At 64.1% G+C, this 17,329-nt stretch carries 17 protein-coding genes; 8 read left to right on the top strand and 9 right to left on the bottom strand.

Going from position 1 to position 17,329, the window contains the following annotated elements:
- Window positions 1-20: 20 nt before the first annotated feature.
- Both AC07P1_RS13515 and AC07P1_RS13510 read right to left on the bottom strand, forming a co-directional pair.
- Window positions 21-890, bottom strand: coding sequence for a cysteine hydrolase family protein (locus AC07P1_RS13515; RefSeq protein ID WP_494696288.1), 870 nt, complete (start codon window positions 888-890; stop codon window positions 21-23).
- 106 nt (window positions 891-996) lie between these two features.
- Window positions 997-1,605: an FMN-dependent NADH-azoreductase gene (locus AC07P1_RS13510; protein ID WP_494696287.1), complete on the bottom strand. Its 609-nt coding sequence runs from the start codon at window positions 1,603-1,605 to the stop codon at window positions 997-999.
- A gap of 139 nt (window positions 1,606-1,744) precedes the next feature.
- Here AC07P1_RS13510 and AC07P1_RS13505 point away from each other — a divergent pair, with 139 nt between their 5' ends.
- Window positions 1,745-2,818: a LysR family transcriptional regulator gene (locus AC07P1_RS13505; protein WP_494696286.1), complete on the top strand. Its 1,074-nt coding sequence runs from the start codon at window positions 1,745-1,747 to the stop codon at window positions 2,816-2,818.
- Here the strand turns inward: AC07P1_RS13505 and AC07P1_RS13500 are convergent.
- Window positions 2,796-3,128, bottom strand: coding sequence for a chaperone modulator CbpM (locus tag AC07P1_RS13500; RefSeq protein ID WP_363497725.1), 333 nt, complete (start codon window positions 3,126-3,128; stop codon window positions 2,796-2,798). The two genes, AC07P1_RS13505 and AC07P1_RS13500, sit on opposite strands and share 23 nt — an antisense overlap.
- A gap of 3 nt (window positions 3,129-3,131) precedes the next feature.
- A complete protein-coding gene (locus tag AC07P1_RS13495) occupies window positions 3,132-4,091 on the bottom strand; it encodes a DnaJ C-terminal domain-containing protein (protein ID WP_494696285.1) in 960 nt (319 codons plus the stop codon).
- Between the two features lie 193 nt (window positions 4,092-4,284).
- On the opposite strand from AC07P1_RS13495, the gene AC07P1_RS13490 reads away from it, so the two are divergent.
- Window positions 4,285-4,902 (top strand): PEP-CTERM sorting domain-containing protein, encoded by a 618-nt coding sequence (locus AC07P1_RS13490; protein WP_494696284.1) that lies wholly within the window; start codon window positions 4,285-4,287, stop codon window positions 4,900-4,902.
- Between the two features lie 57 nt (window positions 4,903-4,959).
- On the opposite strand, the gene AC07P1_RS13485 is transcribed toward AC07P1_RS13490, so the two are convergent.
- Complete coding sequence (locus tag AC07P1_RS13485; protein ID WP_494696283.1) at window positions 4,960-5,619, bottom strand: beta/gamma-crystallin; 660 nt, start codon at window positions 5,617-5,619, stop codon at window positions 4,960-4,962.
- 177 nt (window positions 5,620-5,796) lie between these two features.
- Between AC07P1_RS13485 and AC07P1_RS13480 the strand changes: the two genes are divergently transcribed.
- From AC07P1_RS13480 to AC07P1_RS13470, 3 genes are all read left to right on the top strand, one after another.
- Window positions 5,797-7,182 (top strand): MATE family efflux transporter, encoded by a 1,386-nt coding sequence (locus tag AC07P1_RS13480; RefSeq protein WP_494696282.1) that lies wholly within the window; start codon window positions 5,797-5,799, stop codon window positions 7,180-7,182.
- 121 nt (window positions 7,183-7,303) lie between these two features.
- Window positions 7,304-9,514, top strand: coding sequence for a S9 family peptidase (locus AC07P1_RS13475; RefSeq protein WP_494696281.1), 2,211 nt, complete (start codon window positions 7,304-7,306; stop codon window positions 9,512-9,514).
- Window positions 9,515-9,630: 116 nt separating this feature from the next.
- Window positions 9,631-10,125, top strand: coding sequence for an Hcp family type VI secretion system effector (locus tag AC07P1_RS13470; protein WP_494696280.1), 495 nt, complete (start codon window positions 9,631-9,633; stop codon window positions 10,123-10,125).
- Between the two features lie 98 nt (window positions 10,126-10,223).
- Here AC07P1_RS13470 and AC07P1_RS13465 read toward each other — a convergent pair whose 3' ends face one another.
- Together AC07P1_RS13465 and AC07P1_RS13460 are read right to left on the bottom strand one after the other, a co-directional pair.
- Window positions 10,224-10,415 (bottom strand): CsbD family protein, encoded by a 192-nt coding sequence (locus tag AC07P1_RS13465; protein WP_494696279.1) that lies wholly within the window; start codon window positions 10,413-10,415, stop codon window positions 10,224-10,226.
- 117 nt (window positions 10,416-10,532) lie between these two features.
- Window positions 10,533-11,153, bottom strand: a complete 621-nt coding sequence (locus AC07P1_RS13460) for a class I SAM-dependent methyltransferase (protein WP_494696278.1) — start codon at window positions 11,151-11,153, stop codon at window positions 10,533-10,535.
- Between the two features lie 129 nt (window positions 11,154-11,282).
- On the opposite strand from AC07P1_RS13460, the gene AC07P1_RS13455 reads away from it, so the two are divergent.
- Both AC07P1_RS13455 and AC07P1_RS13450 read left to right on the top strand, forming a co-directional pair.
- Window positions 11,283-12,110: an HDOD domain-containing protein gene (locus AC07P1_RS13455; protein WP_363497751.1), complete on the top strand. Its 828-nt coding sequence runs from the start codon at window positions 11,283-11,285 to the stop codon at window positions 12,108-12,110.
- A gap of 171 nt (window positions 12,111-12,281) precedes the next feature.
- Window positions 12,282-12,560 (top strand): flagellar protein FliT, encoded by a 279-nt coding sequence (locus tag AC07P1_RS13450; protein WP_494696277.1) that lies wholly within the window; start codon window positions 12,282-12,284, stop codon window positions 12,558-12,560.
- Window positions 12,561-12,737: 177 nt separating this feature from the next.
- On the opposite strand, the gene AC07P1_RS13445 is transcribed toward AC07P1_RS13450, so the two are convergent.
- Together AC07P1_RS13445 and AC07P1_RS13440 are read right to left on the bottom strand one after the other, a co-directional pair.
- Window positions 12,738-13,955 (bottom strand): aspartate aminotransferase type Ic, encoded by a 1,218-nt coding sequence (locus AC07P1_RS13445; RefSeq protein ID WP_494696276.1) that lies wholly within the window; start codon window positions 13,953-13,955, stop codon window positions 12,738-12,740.
- A 97-nt stretch (window positions 13,956-14,052) separates the two neighbouring features.
- A complete protein-coding gene (locus AC07P1_RS13440) occupies window positions 14,053-15,726 on the bottom strand; it encodes a type IV pilus assembly protein FimV (protein ID WP_494696275.1) in 1,674 nt (557 codons plus the stop codon).
- 177 nt (window positions 15,727-15,903) lie between these two features.
- Between AC07P1_RS13440 and fumC the strand changes: the two genes are divergently transcribed.
- Entirely contained in the window at window positions 15,904-17,301 is a 1,398-nt protein-coding gene (gene fumC, locus AC07P1_RS13435; RefSeq protein ID WP_494696274.1) for a class II fumarate hydratase, read from the top strand.
- Window positions 17,302-17,329: the final 28 nt, after the last annotated feature.

Below are 17,329 nucleotides of genomic sequence, written 5' to 3'. Positions count from 1 at the left end.
GCCTGGCCGCCGGACCGGTTTCAGCGGGCGGCGTTGGCCAGCAGCTCGGGCAGCACGTCGCCCGCCTGCATCAGCTGCACGCCGCGCGCCCGCATGGCCGCGAGGAAGCCCTGGTATTGCGCCTCGAAGCCGGTGACCGGGCTCATACAGTCGGTGATCAGCACCAGCTTGGACGCGGCCTGGTCGCCGAAATGGTCGGCGATATGCTCGACGGTCGCCTTGACGCAGTGGCTGCCGGCCTCCCCCGCCACGTAGATCCGGTCGGCCTCGGCCAGCGTGTTGACGAACTTGGTGTTGAACTGGGTGTCCGGGTCGTCGGCGTAGGGCACCTCGGCCATGACGGCCGAATAGTGCTCGGTCCAGGGGTTGGACCCCTTGGCCAGCTTGGCGACGATGCCGAGCGAGGCTTCCTCCCAGGCGCCGTAGGCGGCGCGCACGTCGTCGTGGACGTTGTTGCCCCAGCTGCCGATTTCGCAGTGCACCGGCCACACCATCAGCTGATAGCGGCCGGCGGCCTCCAGTTTGTCGAGATAGTTCAACGCCAGCGGCAAGGCGGCCGGATGGCGCGGCAGGTATTTTTCGGCGCGCACGTCGGCGGCGGTGATCTGCGTGAACGGCGCCACCGGCGCGCCGTCCCGGGCGATCCAGAACGTCGGGTGGGCGATGTCGAAGCGGTGGTGCGAGTCGAGCGTGATGCTGATCGCCGTCAGGCCGGAGCGGCCACGGTTGATCAGGCCGGCCAGACGCTGCATGTCCTGATGCGCGCCGGGCACCGGCAGCGCCGGCGCGCGCGGCTGGCGCGTGGCCGGGTCCAGCGGCAAATAGCCGGCCGGCAGATCGCAAAAGTCGTTTTGCGGATCGATGACCAGCAAATGCAGGTGACGTTTCATGTAAGGCTCCGTGACGGGATATGCCTTCCATCATACGCAGCAAAGAACAAGCCCCGCAAGCGGGGCTTCGTTCAGCGGCGATTATGTTGCTTATTTAGAGCAGAACTCAGACCAGGATGGCGTTGATATCGGCGCGGCTCTTGGCGATCGCGGCGGCCGCCGCGTCCTCACCCTTGGACACGCCTTCGGCGACGATGAAGGTGATGTCGGTCATGCCCAGGAAGCCGAGGACGGCGCGCAGATAGGTGGTGACGTGGTCGTAGCCGGCCGCCGGACCCTCGCTGTAGACGCCGCCGCTGGCGACGATCACATACACCTTCTTGCCGGTGACGAGCCCTTGCGGACCGTTGGCGCCGTACTGGAACGTGCGGCCGACGCGGGCGACGTGGTCGATCCATGCCTTCAGGCCCGACGGCACCGAGAAGTTGTACATCGGCGCGCCGATGACGATGGTGTCGGCGGCAAACAGCTCGTCGATCAACGTGTCGGAGGTTTTGACCGCGTGGGCCTGGTCGGCATTGCGCTGGTCGGCCGGGGTGAAGAAGGCGCCGACCACTTGTTCGGTCAGGTGCGACACGGGCGTGGCGCCCAGATCGCGCGAGACGATGGTGTCGGACGGACGGGTTTCTTTCCATTTCGCGACGAATTCACCGCCGAGCTGGCGGGTCAGGGAGCCTGGACGAACACTGCTATTGATATGGAGGACGGTTGCCATGCTGTGCTTCCTTTATGAGGTAGGGTTGCACGCATCATAGAACGGGATTAATATCGATGAAATACAGTAAATTTAAATCTTACTGATCGATTTTATCGATATCCAATGTTCAACCACGTATCAACCACAGGCAACCACCATGCGCGACCCCGGCCTCCCCTCCCTCGACCAGCTGCGCGTGTTCATCGCCGTCATCGACCATGGCGGCTTCGCGCACGCGGCGCGGGCGCTGCACCGCACACAGTCCGTCATCAGCTACACCATCGCCAACCTGGAGGAGCAGCTCAACATCGAACTGCTCGACCGCAGCAAGCGCAAACCGGTGCTGACCGAGGCCGGCAAGGCGCTGCTGGCCGACGCCCGCGCCGTCTCGCTCAAGGTCGACGGCATGCGCGCGCGCGCCAAGGCGCTGTCGGCCGGGCTGGAGGCGGAGGTGTCGCTGGTGGTCGACGTGATGTATTCGACCTGCAAGCTGGTGCGCATCCTGCATGGGTTCCAAAAGGAGTTCCCGACCGTGTCGATGCGGCTGCGCACCGAGGCGCTGGGCGCGGTCACGCAACTGGTCATGGACCGCACCTGCCACATCGGCCTGAGCGCCTGGATGCCCGGCTCGGCCGACACCATCGAGCGCCAGAGCTGCGGCGTCGTGACGATGGTGCCGGTGGTGTCGCCCGACCATCCGCTGGCCCAGATCAAGGGCAAGATTCCCAACGAGGTCCTGCGTGAACACACGCAGCTGGTGCTGACCGACCGCAGCACCTTGACCAAGGGCCAGGATTTCGGCGTGGTGGCGCTGCGCGACTGGCGCCTGGGCGACCTGAGCTCCAAGCACGCGCTGCTGCGTAGCGGCATCGGCTGGGGCAATATGCCGGTCGAATTCATCCAGTGGGACCTGGACGCGGGACGCCTGGTGCAACTCGAGGTCGCCGAGGGGCCGTCGTTCAGCGCGCCGCTGTACGTGATACGGCGCGGCGACGAGGAGCCGGGACCGGCCACCCGCTGGGTCATGCAGCAGTTTCTGGACATGGACCGGCGCATCGCCGAGGAATACGGCGGCAAATTACAACCCACGACGGTGGCAGGGGAACACGTGCCGATCCACATGCCCTTCCACCAGCGCTCGACCGAAAAGCCGTCCGCCGCAACGACGCCGGCGATCACCGCGACGCCTGTCAAACAGGCGCCGGCCGCTACTTCACGCCCGCGGCGCTGAGCTTGCGCCGCAGGCGGCTGATCTCCTCCGACAGATCGACCACCAGCGCGGCGACGTCGTCGTTGGCCTCGAAGTCGCGCTCGATCTGGCACAGGCGGCGCGCCCGCACCAGGTCGGCGCTGGTGAAGCGCCAGCTGACGCAATCCTCCGAGTCGCACTCCATCAGGATGCCGGTGCGCACCCGCTGCACCACCCAGTCGCGCTCGACCGCGCAGGCGCGCGCCAGCTCCTCGAGCGTCAGCGCGGTCTCATCGATCAACACGGCGGTCAGGGGCGACTGCCCCACCGCCGCTTCCATAGCCTGTCCCATAGCTCATCCTCCCGCGCGCGGATTGAACGCCATCTCGCGCGCCATCGTTTGATACAGTTCGCGTGCCTTGTCGGTGTTTGCCGGCGGCAGCACCACTTCCAACAGCAGATATAAGTCGCCGGCCTCCTTGCCGGGGATGCCGCGTCCGCGCAGGCGCAGCTTGCGGCCGCTTTGCGAGCCGGCCGGCACCGTCACGGTCACCTTGCCCGACGGCGTGGCCACCTCGATGTCGGCGCCCAACGCCAGCTCCCATGGAGCCACCGGCACCGTCTCGAAGACGTCGCGGCCGTCGACGCGGTAGCGCGCATCGGGCCGGAACTGGATTTCCAGATACAAGTCGCCCGGTCCCGCCTCGCCGCGCTGGCCCTGGCCGGCCAGACGCAACTGTTGGCCGGCGGTCACGCCCTTGGGGATGTTGACGCTGAGCGTGCGCTCGCGCGTGACGATACGGTCGGCGGCGTCGCGCTCGGCCACCATCATGCTGACGTTGCGCGTGGCGCCCTGGTAGGTGTCGACCAGGTCGATGGTGATGGTGGCGTGGCTGTCGTCGCCGCGCTGCGGCTCGTATTGCGTGTACTGCTGGCGCCGGCGCCCGCCCAGGTTGGCGAACAAATCGGAGAAGAAGTCGCTCGAATCGGTGTCGCCGAAGCCGCCGCCCGCACCGGCGCCGCCCGGATTGCCGGTGCCGCCGCCGAAGCCGCGTCCCCAGTCCGGCGGCGGGCGGAACTCCTGGCCGGCGCGGAACTGGCGTCCGCGCCCGAGGTCGTCGTAGGCGGCGCGTTTTTCGGCGTCGCCCAGCACGCCGTAGGCCTCGTTGAGTTCCTGGGTTTTCTTTTGCGCGTCGGCTTCCTTGCTGACGTCCGGATGGTATTTGCGGACCAGCTTGCGATAGGCCTTCTTGATCTCGTCTTCCGAGGCGGTTTTAGACACGCCCAGGGTCTGGTAGTAGTCCTTGTATTCCACGTTGCGCTCCACTCTTGCCTGCGTTGGCCGGCGACTTGACTCGACAATGATCGGAAGTTTACCTGCAATCCGCCATCGCCGCCGCCCTTCAGACGGGAGGGCGCGACATCGCCACCACAAAAAGTGGTAATTTTATATCTTATTTATTTGGAAACAGATACCATTTCCACTCAAATAAAACCAGGGAGATCAAATGTTTTCATCAAAAGTGAACACGGCTTTATTGGCCCTCGCATTGTCCCTGGGGGCCGGCGCGGCACAGGCAACCACCATCACCTTCGACGAATTCCCCGCCACCGGCACCATCCCCCTGACCACCGGGGCCAGCTTCGCGACGAGCGGCTACAACTTCACCGTTTTGGAAGGATCGGTGTATTTCCTATCCTCCGGCAACGGTACGACCAGCATGGATTTAGGCGGCAAAGTCAGTATGAGAAACGCGTCCAATACACCGTTCTCGCTCGCCAGCTTCGACCTGCGCACAGTGTTGCCGCTTGAAACCAGCACGGTCAAGTTCAGTGGCATGGATGTGGGCGGAAACGTCATTGTCGAGACCTACACCATCAGCGGCGCCAACAGCCCCAATCCGCTCGACATGATAACCTTTAACCCGACCCGCTTTAACAACCTCACCGCACTGGAAATGGAAATCGTCTATGGCCCATGGGACGCCGAGACCTACTTCAGCTTGATCGACAACATGGCCCTCAATGAACAGGCGGTGTCCGCCGTGCCCGAGCCGGAGACCTGGGCGATGATGGGATTGGGCCTGGCCATCTTGGCGGGAATGTCGCGCCGCAAGAGCGCCTAAGGTAGCAAACGCGGCGGCGGTAACTCTCCGGGACGGCACGCCGTCCCGGTCGAGCGCTTAGCGCACGCGTCGTACCGACGAGATGCGGTCGCCCATGTCGCGCAGGTTGTCGTAGCGGCCTGGCGACAGCACCACGCACTTGCCGCGGAAATCGGCGTCATCGCAAAGCTGCCAGCTGCCTTCGCGGATGATCACCGAACCGGCCTGGTCGTTGAAGTCGAGGCGATCCAGTTTGCGGATGTCGTCACGCAGCTCGACTTCCGCGCCGTTGAAGCGGGACTGCGAGTACAGCACGATAGGCGCGCCGCCACGACCGCCGCCATAGCCGTTCTCACCGCGCCGGCCATGACCGCGATCGCCCCGGTCACCACGATCGCCGCGATCATCGTTGCCGCTTACTTCGCGCAGCGACGACAGCACATCGTTAAAACCTTCCAGCTTGCGGTACTCGCCCGGTCCAAGCACGATGCAATGGCCGTCGAAATTGGCGTTCTCGCACAGCTGCCAGCGGCCCGAGCGCACTCGCACGCTCGAGGCGCGGTCGTTGAAGCCATCGGACGACAGATCGGGGACCTGGTCGCGCACGGTGATCGCCGGCCCGCCGAAATTATCGTGGGTGTAAAGCGTGATTTCGCCGGCGTGCGCGGCGGAGGCAAAGACGACGGGCGCGGCCAGCGCCAGGGCGGCGTTCAGCAGGCGGGGCAGGAATTTTTTCATAGTTTTGACCTGAATAGTTGTTGGGCGACGTCCGGAGTGGACCTCTTCTACACATAACGCGCATGTTATAAGTTTCGCATACGCAGCAGTCCAACTAAATTGCAACCAAATGCAATCGTGTGCCGCAGCCGTTAAAATGGCGGCCCAGTCACATCGGCTTGCCGCCCCGGTCACCTTATGCCTCACTCTTTCACCCTGTCGTCGATCCGCCTCGAAGCCGCAGCATTGTGGCGCCTGTCCTGGCCCATGCTGATCGGCCAGTTGGCCACCGTCGGCATGGGCGTGGCCGACGTCGCCATGACCGGCCACACCAGCGCCGACGAGCTGGCGGCGGTGTCGCTGGGCGCGTCGATCTGGTCGATCATCCTGGTCACCGTCAGCGGTGTCATGATGGCGATCAACAGCATCGTCGCGCACGACGTCGGCGCGGGCGACCTGCGCAAGATCCCGCACACGGTGCGGCAATCGTTATGGAAGGCGCTCGGCGTCGGCCTGGTCGCGGCCGCGCTGGCCAACGTCGCCACCTTGCTGTTCGCCCACCTGTATCTGACGCCGCACGTGCAGCGCCAGGCCGAGCTGTTCGTCCACGTCATCAGCATCGGCCTGCCGCCATTCGCCGCCTACCGCGCGCTGTACGGTTACAGCACCAGCATCAACCAGACCTTGCCGGTGATGCTGATCGCCATCATGGGCCTGTGCATCAACATCTTCGTCAATTGGCTGCTGGTCTTCGGCAACTGGGGCTTCCCGGCCCTGGGCGGGGTCGGCTGCGCCGTCTCGACCGCGCTGTGCATGTGGATGATGCTGTTCGCCATGCTGGCGTGGATACGCTACGCGCCGGCCTACCGCGCCACCTACCCGTTCACGCACTGGGAATGGCCGCACTGGCCGGAGATCGGCACGATGCTGCGGCTCGGCGTGCCGATCGGCATCAGCTACTTCGCCGAAGTCAGCGCCTTCGGCGCGGTCAGCCTGCTGGTGGCGCGCTATGGCGTGGTGCAAATCTCGGCGCACCAGATCGCGCTCAACTTCACGTCGCTGGTGTTCATGGTGCCGCTCAGCTTTGGCATCGCGCTGATCACCCGCGTCGGCCAGTCGCTGGGCGAAGGCAATCCGCTCAAGGCGCGGTTCGTGGCCTGGGTCGGCGTGTGGATGTCGCTGGCGTTCGCCGTGTTGTCGGCGGCCTTCATCGTCGTGTTCCGCCACCAGATCGCGCGCGCCTACACGTCCGACCCGGCGGTACAGGAACTGTGCGCACACCTGCTGCTATTCGCCGCGCTGTTCCAGCTGTCCGACTCGACGCAAGTGGCGGCCGCCTGCGCGCTGCGCGGCTACAAGGTGTCGCGCCAGCCGATGCAGATCCAGCTGCTGGCGTTCTGGGGCTTCGCGCTGCCGCTGGGCTGCTGGCTGGGCCTGGCGCCGCAATGGATGCCATGGTCGCCGGCCGAGCCGATGGCGGCGTCGGGTTTCTGGATCGGGCTGGTGGTGGGGCTGACGGTGGCCGCCGTGCTGCTGAGCTGGTCGCTGCGCAATCTGTCGCTGGCGCGCGTGCGCGGCGCCTGAAACAAAGCGATACATAAGGCCGAAGGAAAAACGGTTTTGCGGGATGGATTCAGAACATTGCCATCTCGCCACATAAACACGACTCTGGTATCGTCTTGGATTGCCCACCAAGAGACCTTCCATGCGCTTTATCCTCTGCTTTCTCGCACTGCTGGCCGGCGGCAACGCCGCCGCCGAAAAACTGACCCTGGACCGTATCCATGCCGACCCGTCGCTGAGCGGTCCGGGCGTGCGCAGCCTGAAAGTGTCGCCCGACGGCGCCCGCGTGACCTTCCTGCGCGGCCGCGACGACAACCAGTTCCAGCTCGACCTGTGGGAATACAACCTCAAGGACAAGTCCACGCACCGCCTGGTCGACTCCAAGACCCTGGTGCCGGAAGAGAACCTGTCGGACGCCGAAAAAGCCCGCCGCGAGCGCGCCCGCACCGCCAGCCTCAAGGGCATCCTCAGCTACAGCTGGTCGCCCGACGGCAAGCAGCTGCTGGTGCCGATCGCCGGCAACCTGTACCTGATCGACGTCAGCAAGCCCGACGCCGCGCGCATGGTCGCCAGCGGCAACGTGCTCGATCCGAAGATTTCGCCCAAGGGACGTTATGTCTCCTTCGTGCGCGACCAGAACCTGTTCATCATCGACCTGTCGACCAACAAGGAACGCCAGCTGACCACCGACGGCAAGGGCACCATCCACAACGGCGAAGCCGAATTCGTGGCGCAGGAAGAAATGGGCCAGACCAGCGGCTATTACTGGGCGCCGGACGACTCCGCCATCGCCTACAAGCGCTACGACGAGGCCCCGGTGCCGGTGGTCAAGCGCTTTGAAATCTACGCCGACCGCACCGACGTCATCGAGCAGCGCTACCCGGCCGCCGGCGATCCGAACGTGCTGGTGCAGCTGAAGATCGTCTCGCCCGTCAGCGGCGAAATCCGCGACGTCGACCTCGGCGCGGAACAAGATATTTACCTGGTGCGCGCCGACTGGAGCGCCAACAGCAAGGCCTTGCTGTTCCAGCGCCAGAGCCGCGACCAGAAGAAGCTGGAGCTGGTGTCGGTCGACGCCGCCACGCTGGCGCAGCGCGTGCTGATCACCGAGACGTCGCCGACCTGGGTCAGCATCTTCGACGACCTGCGTTTCCTGGGCAACGACAAATTCATTTGGCCGTCCGAGCGCAGCGGCCGCAAGCACCTCTACCTGTACGACCTGAACGGCAAACTGCTGCACTCGATTTCGAGCGGCGAATGGGGCATCGACAAGCTGCTCGCCGTCGACGAAAAAAACGGCCGCGTGTTCGTACAATCGAACCGCGACGCCGTCATCGACAGCCAGACCTACGCGCTCAAGCTCGACGGCAGCGCTGCCGACAAGCCGGCGCGCATCACCGAAGGCGACGGCTGGCACGACTCCTCGTTCTCGCGCAACGGCGAAGTGTTCGTCGACACCTTCTCCGACCCGGACACCCCGCCGCAAGTGAGCATCCGCCGTCCGGACGGCAAGATGATCAGCTGGCTCGAGCACAACGAACTGAACGCCAGCCACCCGTACGGCAAGTACAAGGACGCGCACCTGCGCACCGAGTACGGCACCTTGAAGGCCAACGACGGCCAGACCTTGTACTACTCGATGATCAAGCCGAGCGGCTTCAGCCCGGTGAAGAAATATCCGGTCTACCTGTCGACCTACGGCGGCCCGCACGCGCAGCACGTCGCGCGCAAGTGGGGCAACTTGTTCGACCAATACATGGCGCAGCAAGGCTTCGTGGTCTGGCGCCTGGACAACCGCGGCTCGTTCCGCCGCGAGCGCGCCTTCACCGACGCCAACTACCTGAACCTGGGCAAGGTCGAAGTCGAAGACCAGCTGACCGGCATCGAATGGCTGGGCAAGCAAAGCTTCGTCGACGCCAAGCGCATCGGTGTATTCGGCTGGAGCTACGGCGGCTTCATGACGTTGCGTCTGTTGGCGCAAGCGTCGGACAAGATCGCCATGGGCGTCTCGGTCGCGCCGGTGACGGACTGGGCGTTGTACGACACCCACTACACCGAACAGTTCATGAGCACGCCGAAAGCCAACGCGGCGGGCTACGTATCGGCCGGCGTCTACGCGCACCTGGACGGCCTCAAATCGCCGCTGTTGCTAATGCACGGCATGGCCGACGACAACGTGCTGTTCACCAACACCACGCGCATGATCGACGCGCTGGTCAGCCGCAACGTCCGCTTCGAACTGATGACCTACCCTGGCGGCAAGCACGGCATCGCCGGCCGCGCGCCGCAGCGCCACGTCTACGGCAACATCGAAGCCTTCTTCAAAAAGAACCTCATGCCCGACGCCAAATAACCCTCCGAAGTTTTTTTTGGATGGGTTGAGCGGCCACAAGAGGAGATTTGTTGATTATTCGATAATGCCCGCTGCGGTGCGTTTCGCATCGTTTCACTAATATTCCAGGAGGAATTATGGCTATCGATGTCTATCTGCAAATCGACGGAATTCGGGGCGAGTCGGCCGACGAGAAGCACAAGGATTGGATTGAATGCAAGTCGGTGAGCTGGGCGGTGAGCCAGCCGAAATCGGCTACCGCCTCGACCAGCGGCGGCCATACCGCCGAGCGTTGCGAACATCAGGACATCACCCTCCTGAAAATGGCCGATCTGGCGTCGCCGGTGCTGCTGCAAACGTGCTCATCCGGTAAGACCATCCCGAAGGCGAAGTTCGAATTCATGCGTGCCGATGGTCAGGGCGAGCGCATCAAGTACTTCGAAATCGAACTGGAAAATGTGTTGGTCGGAACCGTGTCGCCCAGCGTGCAGGAAGGCGACGTGCTGTCGGAGCAAGTGTCGCTGAAGTTTTCGAAAGTGAAGTGGCGCTATACGCAGCAGAAAATCTCCGGCGGTTCGGGCGGCAATACCGCCGGCGGCTGGGATTTGTCGACCAACCGCATCGCGGCTTGATCCGCCCTGCAGGTAAACGAAAACAGCCGCTAACGCGGCTGTTTTTTTATGCGGCGAATGATCGCCTGCGATGCGCCCTGGGGCGCGGCGTGGTGCTGTTAGTTGCGGTTGCCTTTGACGACGTCGTCGATCGCTTCCTTGGCATCGCCGACGCCTTTTTGCACTTTGCCTTCGGCTTGCTTGTTCAGGCCCTTGGCCTGCTGTTCCGAGCTGCCGATCAGTTCGCCGGTTTTTTCCTGGATTTTGCCGCCGATGTCTTTCGCCGTACCCTTAACTTGATCCTTGTTCATGATGAACTCCTTTATCGTTGTTGAAGCTACAGGACACACAACTTGGCGCCGTGTGCATGGCTTCACTATAGGCTCCAGCCGCTGAGTTCTCTGTGCGTTCCCGAACGCTGCCAACAATCAAATTTTTCGCCAGACACTGGCCAGCCACGGCTGCTGATCGCGCGGCAATCCGCTAGGCCGGTAGTAGTGTTGGACGGCGCTAAAGCCTGCTGCGACAAGGTAACGTTCCCAGGTATCGTAATCGTAGTAGCTGCCGTAACGCGGGCCGTTCCAGCCTTCGCGGTTGTCGCCGCGCGGATTCGAGCTGAACAGAACGCCGCCCCGTTTCAACGCCGCGTGCAAGCGCCGCAACACATCCGGCAACGCCGCGCTCGGCACGTGGAACAGCGAGGCGTTGGCGTACACGCCGTCGAAATATTCGGCCGGTAAATCGAGCTGGACGAAGTCCTGTTGCCAGGCCTCACAGCCGCTGTAGGCGCGCGCCATCTCCACGAAGCGGGCCGAGCCGTCAACGCCGATCGCCTCGTGTCCCATCTCGCGGAAGGTCTTCAAATCGCGGCCGGGACCGCACCCCAAGTCGAGCAGGCGATACGGCGCCGCGCCCTCGATCGCGTCGAGCAGCGCGGCGATGTTTTGGCTGACATCATGATCGATGGTGCCGGCGAAAAATTGTTGCGCCGTCAGCTCGTAATGGCGCAGCGTTTTCTGTGTGATTTCTTCGATGGGATCGGGTTCCATGATGCCAGTGTAGCGTATCGGCACGGCAGAAAAGATACGCTCAGGTATCAAATCGCTTCTTTCATTCGGTGAATCGCTATATAGTTAGCCCATAGCAACGCCCCTATTAAGAGTATCGAGGAGATAAAAATGAAACTTGACGCCTTGTTCCAGAATCCGACCGCGCTGCCCACCGCGCCCAAGGTCGTCGAGGAATTGATCAGCAGTTTCGACAAGGCCAGCGTCTCGACCGAAGAGATCGCGAAAAAACTGGCGACCGATCCGGTGCTCAGCGCCAAACTGCTGCGCCTGGCCAACTCGGCCTACTATCACGTCTCGCGCAGCATCGGCACGGTCGAGGACGCGGTGCTGATGCTGGGCTTCGTCACCGTGCGCACCCTGGTCATCAGCTCGGGCCTGGTCAGCGGTTTCAAGACCGTTCCCGGCCTCGACCTCAAACAATTCTGGCGCTACAGCCTGCACACCGCCGTGTCGGCGAAGTGGATCGCCAAGAAGACCAAGGAAAACACCGACCTCGCCTTCACCATCGGCATGATGCACGCGATCGGGCAACTGGTGATGCACTCGGCCATGTCCGAAAAAGCCATCGCGCTCGACAAGGTCGCCGGTCCGATGGACGCGCGCCGCCTGGACGCCGAGATGGGCTCGTTCGGCTACACCTTCGCCGATGTCGGCGCGGAGCTGGCCAAGCGCTGGAAGTTCCCGCAAACCTTCTCGGAGACCATCGAGGCCTTCCCGGAACCGCATCACAACGGCGAGCTCAATCGCCTGGCCGCCGTCATCTCGCTGGCCGCGTGGCGCGCCCGCGTCGAGCAGGCCGAACTGAATGACGAGGAAATCGCCGCCTGCTACCCGACGGAACTGGCCGAGGAACTGGGCCTGGACGACAACGCGCTGATTGACGATATGCCATCACCGGACGAGCTGAGCGCTGGTCTGGAGGAGCTGGTGAAGTAAACAGCAGCTTGCCTTAACGGCAACGAAAGCCGCCTGCGTTTGAGCACGGCGGCTTTTTTTTCGACTTTTTCAAATATTTTTTCAAAATACCCTAAAGTTCCCGTTTAAGGCGACGTTAATCAGGACATGCGGTAATCCGTTTTGCCGAAGATAACTAGCCTGGGTGGGTATATGATTGCTACCGAAGTCCTCTCGATGTACGAAAACATTGCCGGTTTGAGCAAGCAGATGGCCGCCGCCGCGCGCATGGGCGACTGGGATGGTCTGAGCAAGCTGGAAACCCAGTGCGCCACCGAAGCCCGCGCCGCCGCCACCGGCGTGCCCGCCCTGAGCGGCGCCCCGCGCCTGCGCAAGATCGACCTGCTCAAGCAGATCCTGGCGAACGACCGCGAAATCCGCGACATCGCCGATCCCTGGATGAACCAAGTACCAGGCATGGCGCGTCAATAAAACCGCCAGCCCAATGAAAAAAAGCGCCTGGCCACAGGCGCTTTTTTTATTCTGAAACACGTAGGGCGGATTAGGCGGAACGCCGTAATCGGCCATCGAAGCGCCGTCGGCGGCTCATCGATGGCCGATTACGCGCTGCGCGCTAATCCGCCCTACGTGTTTTAGAAGACTTTTAAGTTATCCAGCCAAGGCTACGCGCAGCGACAGCGCGATCCCCTGCGCCGCCTTGGTGATCTCGTCCAGCGACGGGAAGCTCGGGGCGATGCGGATGTGGCTGTCCTTGGGGTCGTTCCCGTACGGGAAGGCGGCGCCGGCAGGCGTCAAGGTGATGCCGGCTTCCTTCGCCAACGCCACCGTGCGCTTGGCCGAACCTTCCGGCGTCACCAGGTCGATGAAGTAACCACCCAGCGGACGCGTCCACGACACGCCCGGCACGTCGCCCAGGTAAGCGTCGAACTGCGCCAGCACGGCTTCGAATTTCGGCTGCAGCAGCGCGCGATGCTGTTCCATCAGCGCTTCGACGGTGGCCACATCCTTCAGCAGGCGCACGTGGCGCAACTGGTTGATCTTGTCGGGGCCGATGCTGCGGATGCCGGCGTGCTTGGTCCACCAGGCGATGTTGGCCGGCGATGCCGCCAGGGCGGCGATGCCCGAACCCGCCCACGTGACCTTCGACGACGACGCGAACACGATCGCGCGGTCCGGATTGCCGGCCTTGGCGCAGGCGTCGAGGATGTTAGCGACTTCCAGCTTTTTCTCGCTCAGGTGGTGGAAGCGATAGGCGTCGTCCCACATCAGGCGGAAGTCCGGCGCGGCGGTTTTCATCGCGGCCAGGCGGCTAACGACTTCGTCCGAATAGACCACGCCACCCGGATTGCTATACTTCGGCACGCACCACATGCCCTTGATGCTGGCATCCTCGGCCACCAGTTTCTCGACCAGGTCCATGTCCGGGCCGCCTTCGGTCATCGGAATGTTGATCATCTTGATGCCGCGCGCTTCGCAAATGGCGAAGTGGCGGTCGTAGCCCGGCACCGGGCACAGGAAGGTCACCGGCTCGCGCACCCATGGCGCGTTGCCCGGCGTGCCGTTGAGCAGGCTGTAGATAATGACGTCGTGCATCAGCGACAGGCTGGCGCTGCTGTCGACGACGACTTGCGCGGCCGGCACGTCCAGCAGTTTGCCGAACAGCTCGCGCGCTTCCGGCAGGCCGATGGTGCCGCCATAGTTGCGGCCGTCGGTGCCGTCGGCGGCTTTGAAGCCACCCAGCGATTCGGTCAGCGCGTTGGACAAGTCGAGTTGCTCGGGCGCTGGCTTGCCACGCGACATATCCAGTTTAAGGCCGAGTTGTTTGAAGGCTTGGTATTGCTCCTGATATTGCGACGTTGCGGTCATATGGCTCTTTCAAAATGGGGTATGGCGTGCAAAAAGCGTCGAATACTATAACCCAGATCGAGGCACCGCAGGCAAAGCTGAGGTTATAAGCTTATTACTATTGCATTATTGATTCGGGCGTGACTTCGTGCAGCGGCTGCGCCTCCTGGGGCTTGCCCGCCGCCTCGGCCGGCTTTTTCTTGCGGAAGCCCTGCCAGATTTTCAGCGGCGCCGCGCCGGATTTCTTGCGGCGCCAGTAGATCAGACCAGCGCCGGCGAGCAGCAGCGCGCCGACCGCGCCGGCGCCCCAGGCGACATAGTTGGTCGGACGTTCGACCGGCTTTTCCTTTTTGTATTTCAGTTTGGGCAGCACGCGCTTGAGCGGAACCGGCGCGGACGCCGAGGCGGAGGCGCCGGCCGCCGAGGCCGACGCGTTGGCGCCATGCTCGCCGGCGGACGCCGAGGCGGAAGCGGAAGCCGCCCCCGCCGAAGCCGAGGCCGAGGCGCCATCCATGGTCGCCGCTTGCGCTTCGCCGGCCTTGCCTGGTTTGCTAGATTTGCCTGGCTTGTCCTCGGCCGCCTTGGTCGATGCCGCTCCTGGACCCGGCGCCGCCGAGGCCACCGCAGCGGACTTTGGCGCCTCCTTCGCCGACGCCGGCGCCGCCACAGCGGCCGCCACGCTGCTGCCAGCCGCCGCCAGCACGGCCGTCGCCGCCTGCCCGACTTTTGGCGCGGCGGCGGCGGCAGCCACCGCGGGAGCCGCCGCCGGTGTCGCCGCCGGTGTCGCCGCCGAATTCTTGATCGCACCCTGCAGCGCCTTCATTTTCCCCTCCAGCTCCACCAGCTTGCTGGAAAGGGCCTGGCTATGCGTGTCGAGCGCCTTGCATTCCTTGGCGCTGATGCCGGACGGCGCGCATGCGGCCGGCGCGGCCGGGCGTTTGACGCCGGCAGGCAGCGGCAACGGCCCCAACGGCAGCAAAGCCTGCGCCACCGGCAACGGCACCGCGCTATCGACGGCGGTGGCGTCGCGCTTTGCCGACGGCTTGACCGGAACAGACGCGGACGTGGCTGCGGGCGCGGGGGCGGCAGCCGGCGCACCGCGCGGCGTCCCCATCGCTTCCGCGATGCGCGATGGCAAATCCCGCACCGCCACCGTCGGCGTCTGCCGGGGCGTCGCTGCGGCCGCGGCGGCCTTGAGCGCCCCCGGAACACCGGTCTCGGACTCATGCAACGAAGGCAACGGCGCTGGACGCGTCCGGTCCCGCACCGGCGGCGCGGCAGGCACGGCCGGCGACGCGGCGGCCCGCTCCGCCCTCGCCTGCGCCGCGATCCGCTCCGCGTCGACCGACGTCATCACGCTGGGCGCCGGCACGGACGACACCACCGGTGCCGGCGGCGGTGGCGGATTGGGGTCCGCCTGCAACCAGACCGTTGCCAAACGCACATCCTGCCGCCCCGCCGCGCTCAATTCCACATACATATGGACGTAATCGGCGTCGATCGGGTGCGTGGTCGTCACGTGCAAAAACTGCTTCTGGTCGCGCTTGACGACCGACATGCGCACCGACGACAGCGCCGGATTCATCGTGATGTTCGCGCCACGGAACACATCCGGGCGCGCCAGCCTGACCTGCAAGGCGTTCACTTCGTCCGGCGCCAGCGCCACCAGTTCGATGTCCGCCGATAGCGGCTGGCCGATGAACGAGCGCGCGGAAACGTCGCCCAGCTCGGCCGCGTTGGCGACGATGCCAACCGGCGCCAGCAAGACGGCGCAGGCCAGGGAGCGGAGCAAATGTGTAAGTGTGAAACGCTGCATAGAAGTCGGTGGTGATGCGCGCTGGTGACGCGTAATCTTGAGGTATATGGCTATAACGGCTGATTTTCCCAATTTTGTAGCCCCAGGATAATTTTTCCAAACTGCGCTACACTGAAAAGCCCACAAATGATGACTTCCGCACAAGGATGAATTATGAGCAACAGAAGCGAACGTGACAGTTTTGGCCCGATCGACGTCCCCGACGACAAGCTGTGGGGCGCGCAAACCCAGCGCTCGCTGGAACACTTCCACATCTCCACCGAGCGCATGCCGCCGGAACTGATCCACGCGCTGGCCAGCGTCAAGCGCGCCGCCGCCCGCGTCAACCTGGACCTGGGCCTGCTCGACGGTCCGAAAGCGATCGCCATCACCCAGGCCGCCGACGAGGTGCTGGCCGACAAGCACACCGGTGAGTTCCCGCTGGCGGTGTGGCAGACCGGCTCCGGCACCCAGTCCAACATGAACATGAACGAAGTGCTGGCCAATCGCGGCTCCGAGCTGATGGGTGGCGTGCGCGGCGAGAGCCGCAAGCTGCACCCTAACGACGATGTCAACAAGGGCCAGTCGTCGAACGACATCTTCCCGACCGCGATCCACGTGGCCGCCGCGCAGGCGCTGGCCAACACGGTGCTGCCGTCGCTGCGCCAGCTGCGCGCCAGCCTGCACGCCAAGGCCGAGGCCTTCGCCGACATCGTCAAGATCGGCCGCACCCACCTGCAGGACGCCACGCCGCTGACCCTGGGGCAGGAATTCTCCGGCTATGTCGCCCACCTGGACTTCGCCGAGCACGCGATCAACGCCGCCCTGCCCGGCGTGCTGCAGCTGGCCGCCGGCGGCACGGCCGTCGGCACCGGCCTCAACGCCCATCCGGAATACGCGGTGCGCATCGCCGCCGAGCTGGAACATACCTTGTCGCTGCCGTTCCGCACCGCCGACAACAAATTCGCCGCCCTGGCCGGCCATGACGCGCTGCTGTCGGCGCACGGCGCGCTCAAAACCCTGGCCGCCGCGCTGATGAAGATCGCCAACGACGTGCGCTGGATGGCTTCGGGCCCGCGCTCGGGCCTGGGCGAGATCACGATCCCCGAGAACGAGCCGGGCAGCTCCATCATGCCGGGCAAGGTCAACCCGACCCAGTGCGAAGCGGTCACGATGCTGTGCTGCCAGGTGTTCGGCAACGATGTCGCCATCACGATGGGCGGGGCCTCGGGCAATTTCGAGCTGAACGTCTACAAGCCGCTGATCGCGCACAACTTCCTGCAAAGCGCGCGCCTGCTGGCCGACGGCATGCGCAGCTTCGAGGAACATTGCGTGCATGGGATAGAACCGAATCGCGGCCGCATCGCGGAACTGATGGAACGTTCGCTGATGCTGGTGACGGCGCTGGCGCCGCATATCGGTTACGACAAGGCGGCGTCGATCGCCAAGAAGGCGCAGCATGAAGGGACGACCTTGAAGGAAGCGTCGCTGGCGCTGGGTTATGTGACGGCCGAGCAATTCGACGAGTGGATCGTACCGCTGGACATGACGCGCCCGAACGCCAAGGACTAGTCAAATATCCACAGATACACGTAGCGCG

The organism is Duganella sp. GW821-FHT07F09, assembly GCF_059418705.1.
The sequence above is the reverse complement of the archived record's forward strand: the minus strand, read 5'-3'. Positions and strand labels throughout refer to the sequence as shown.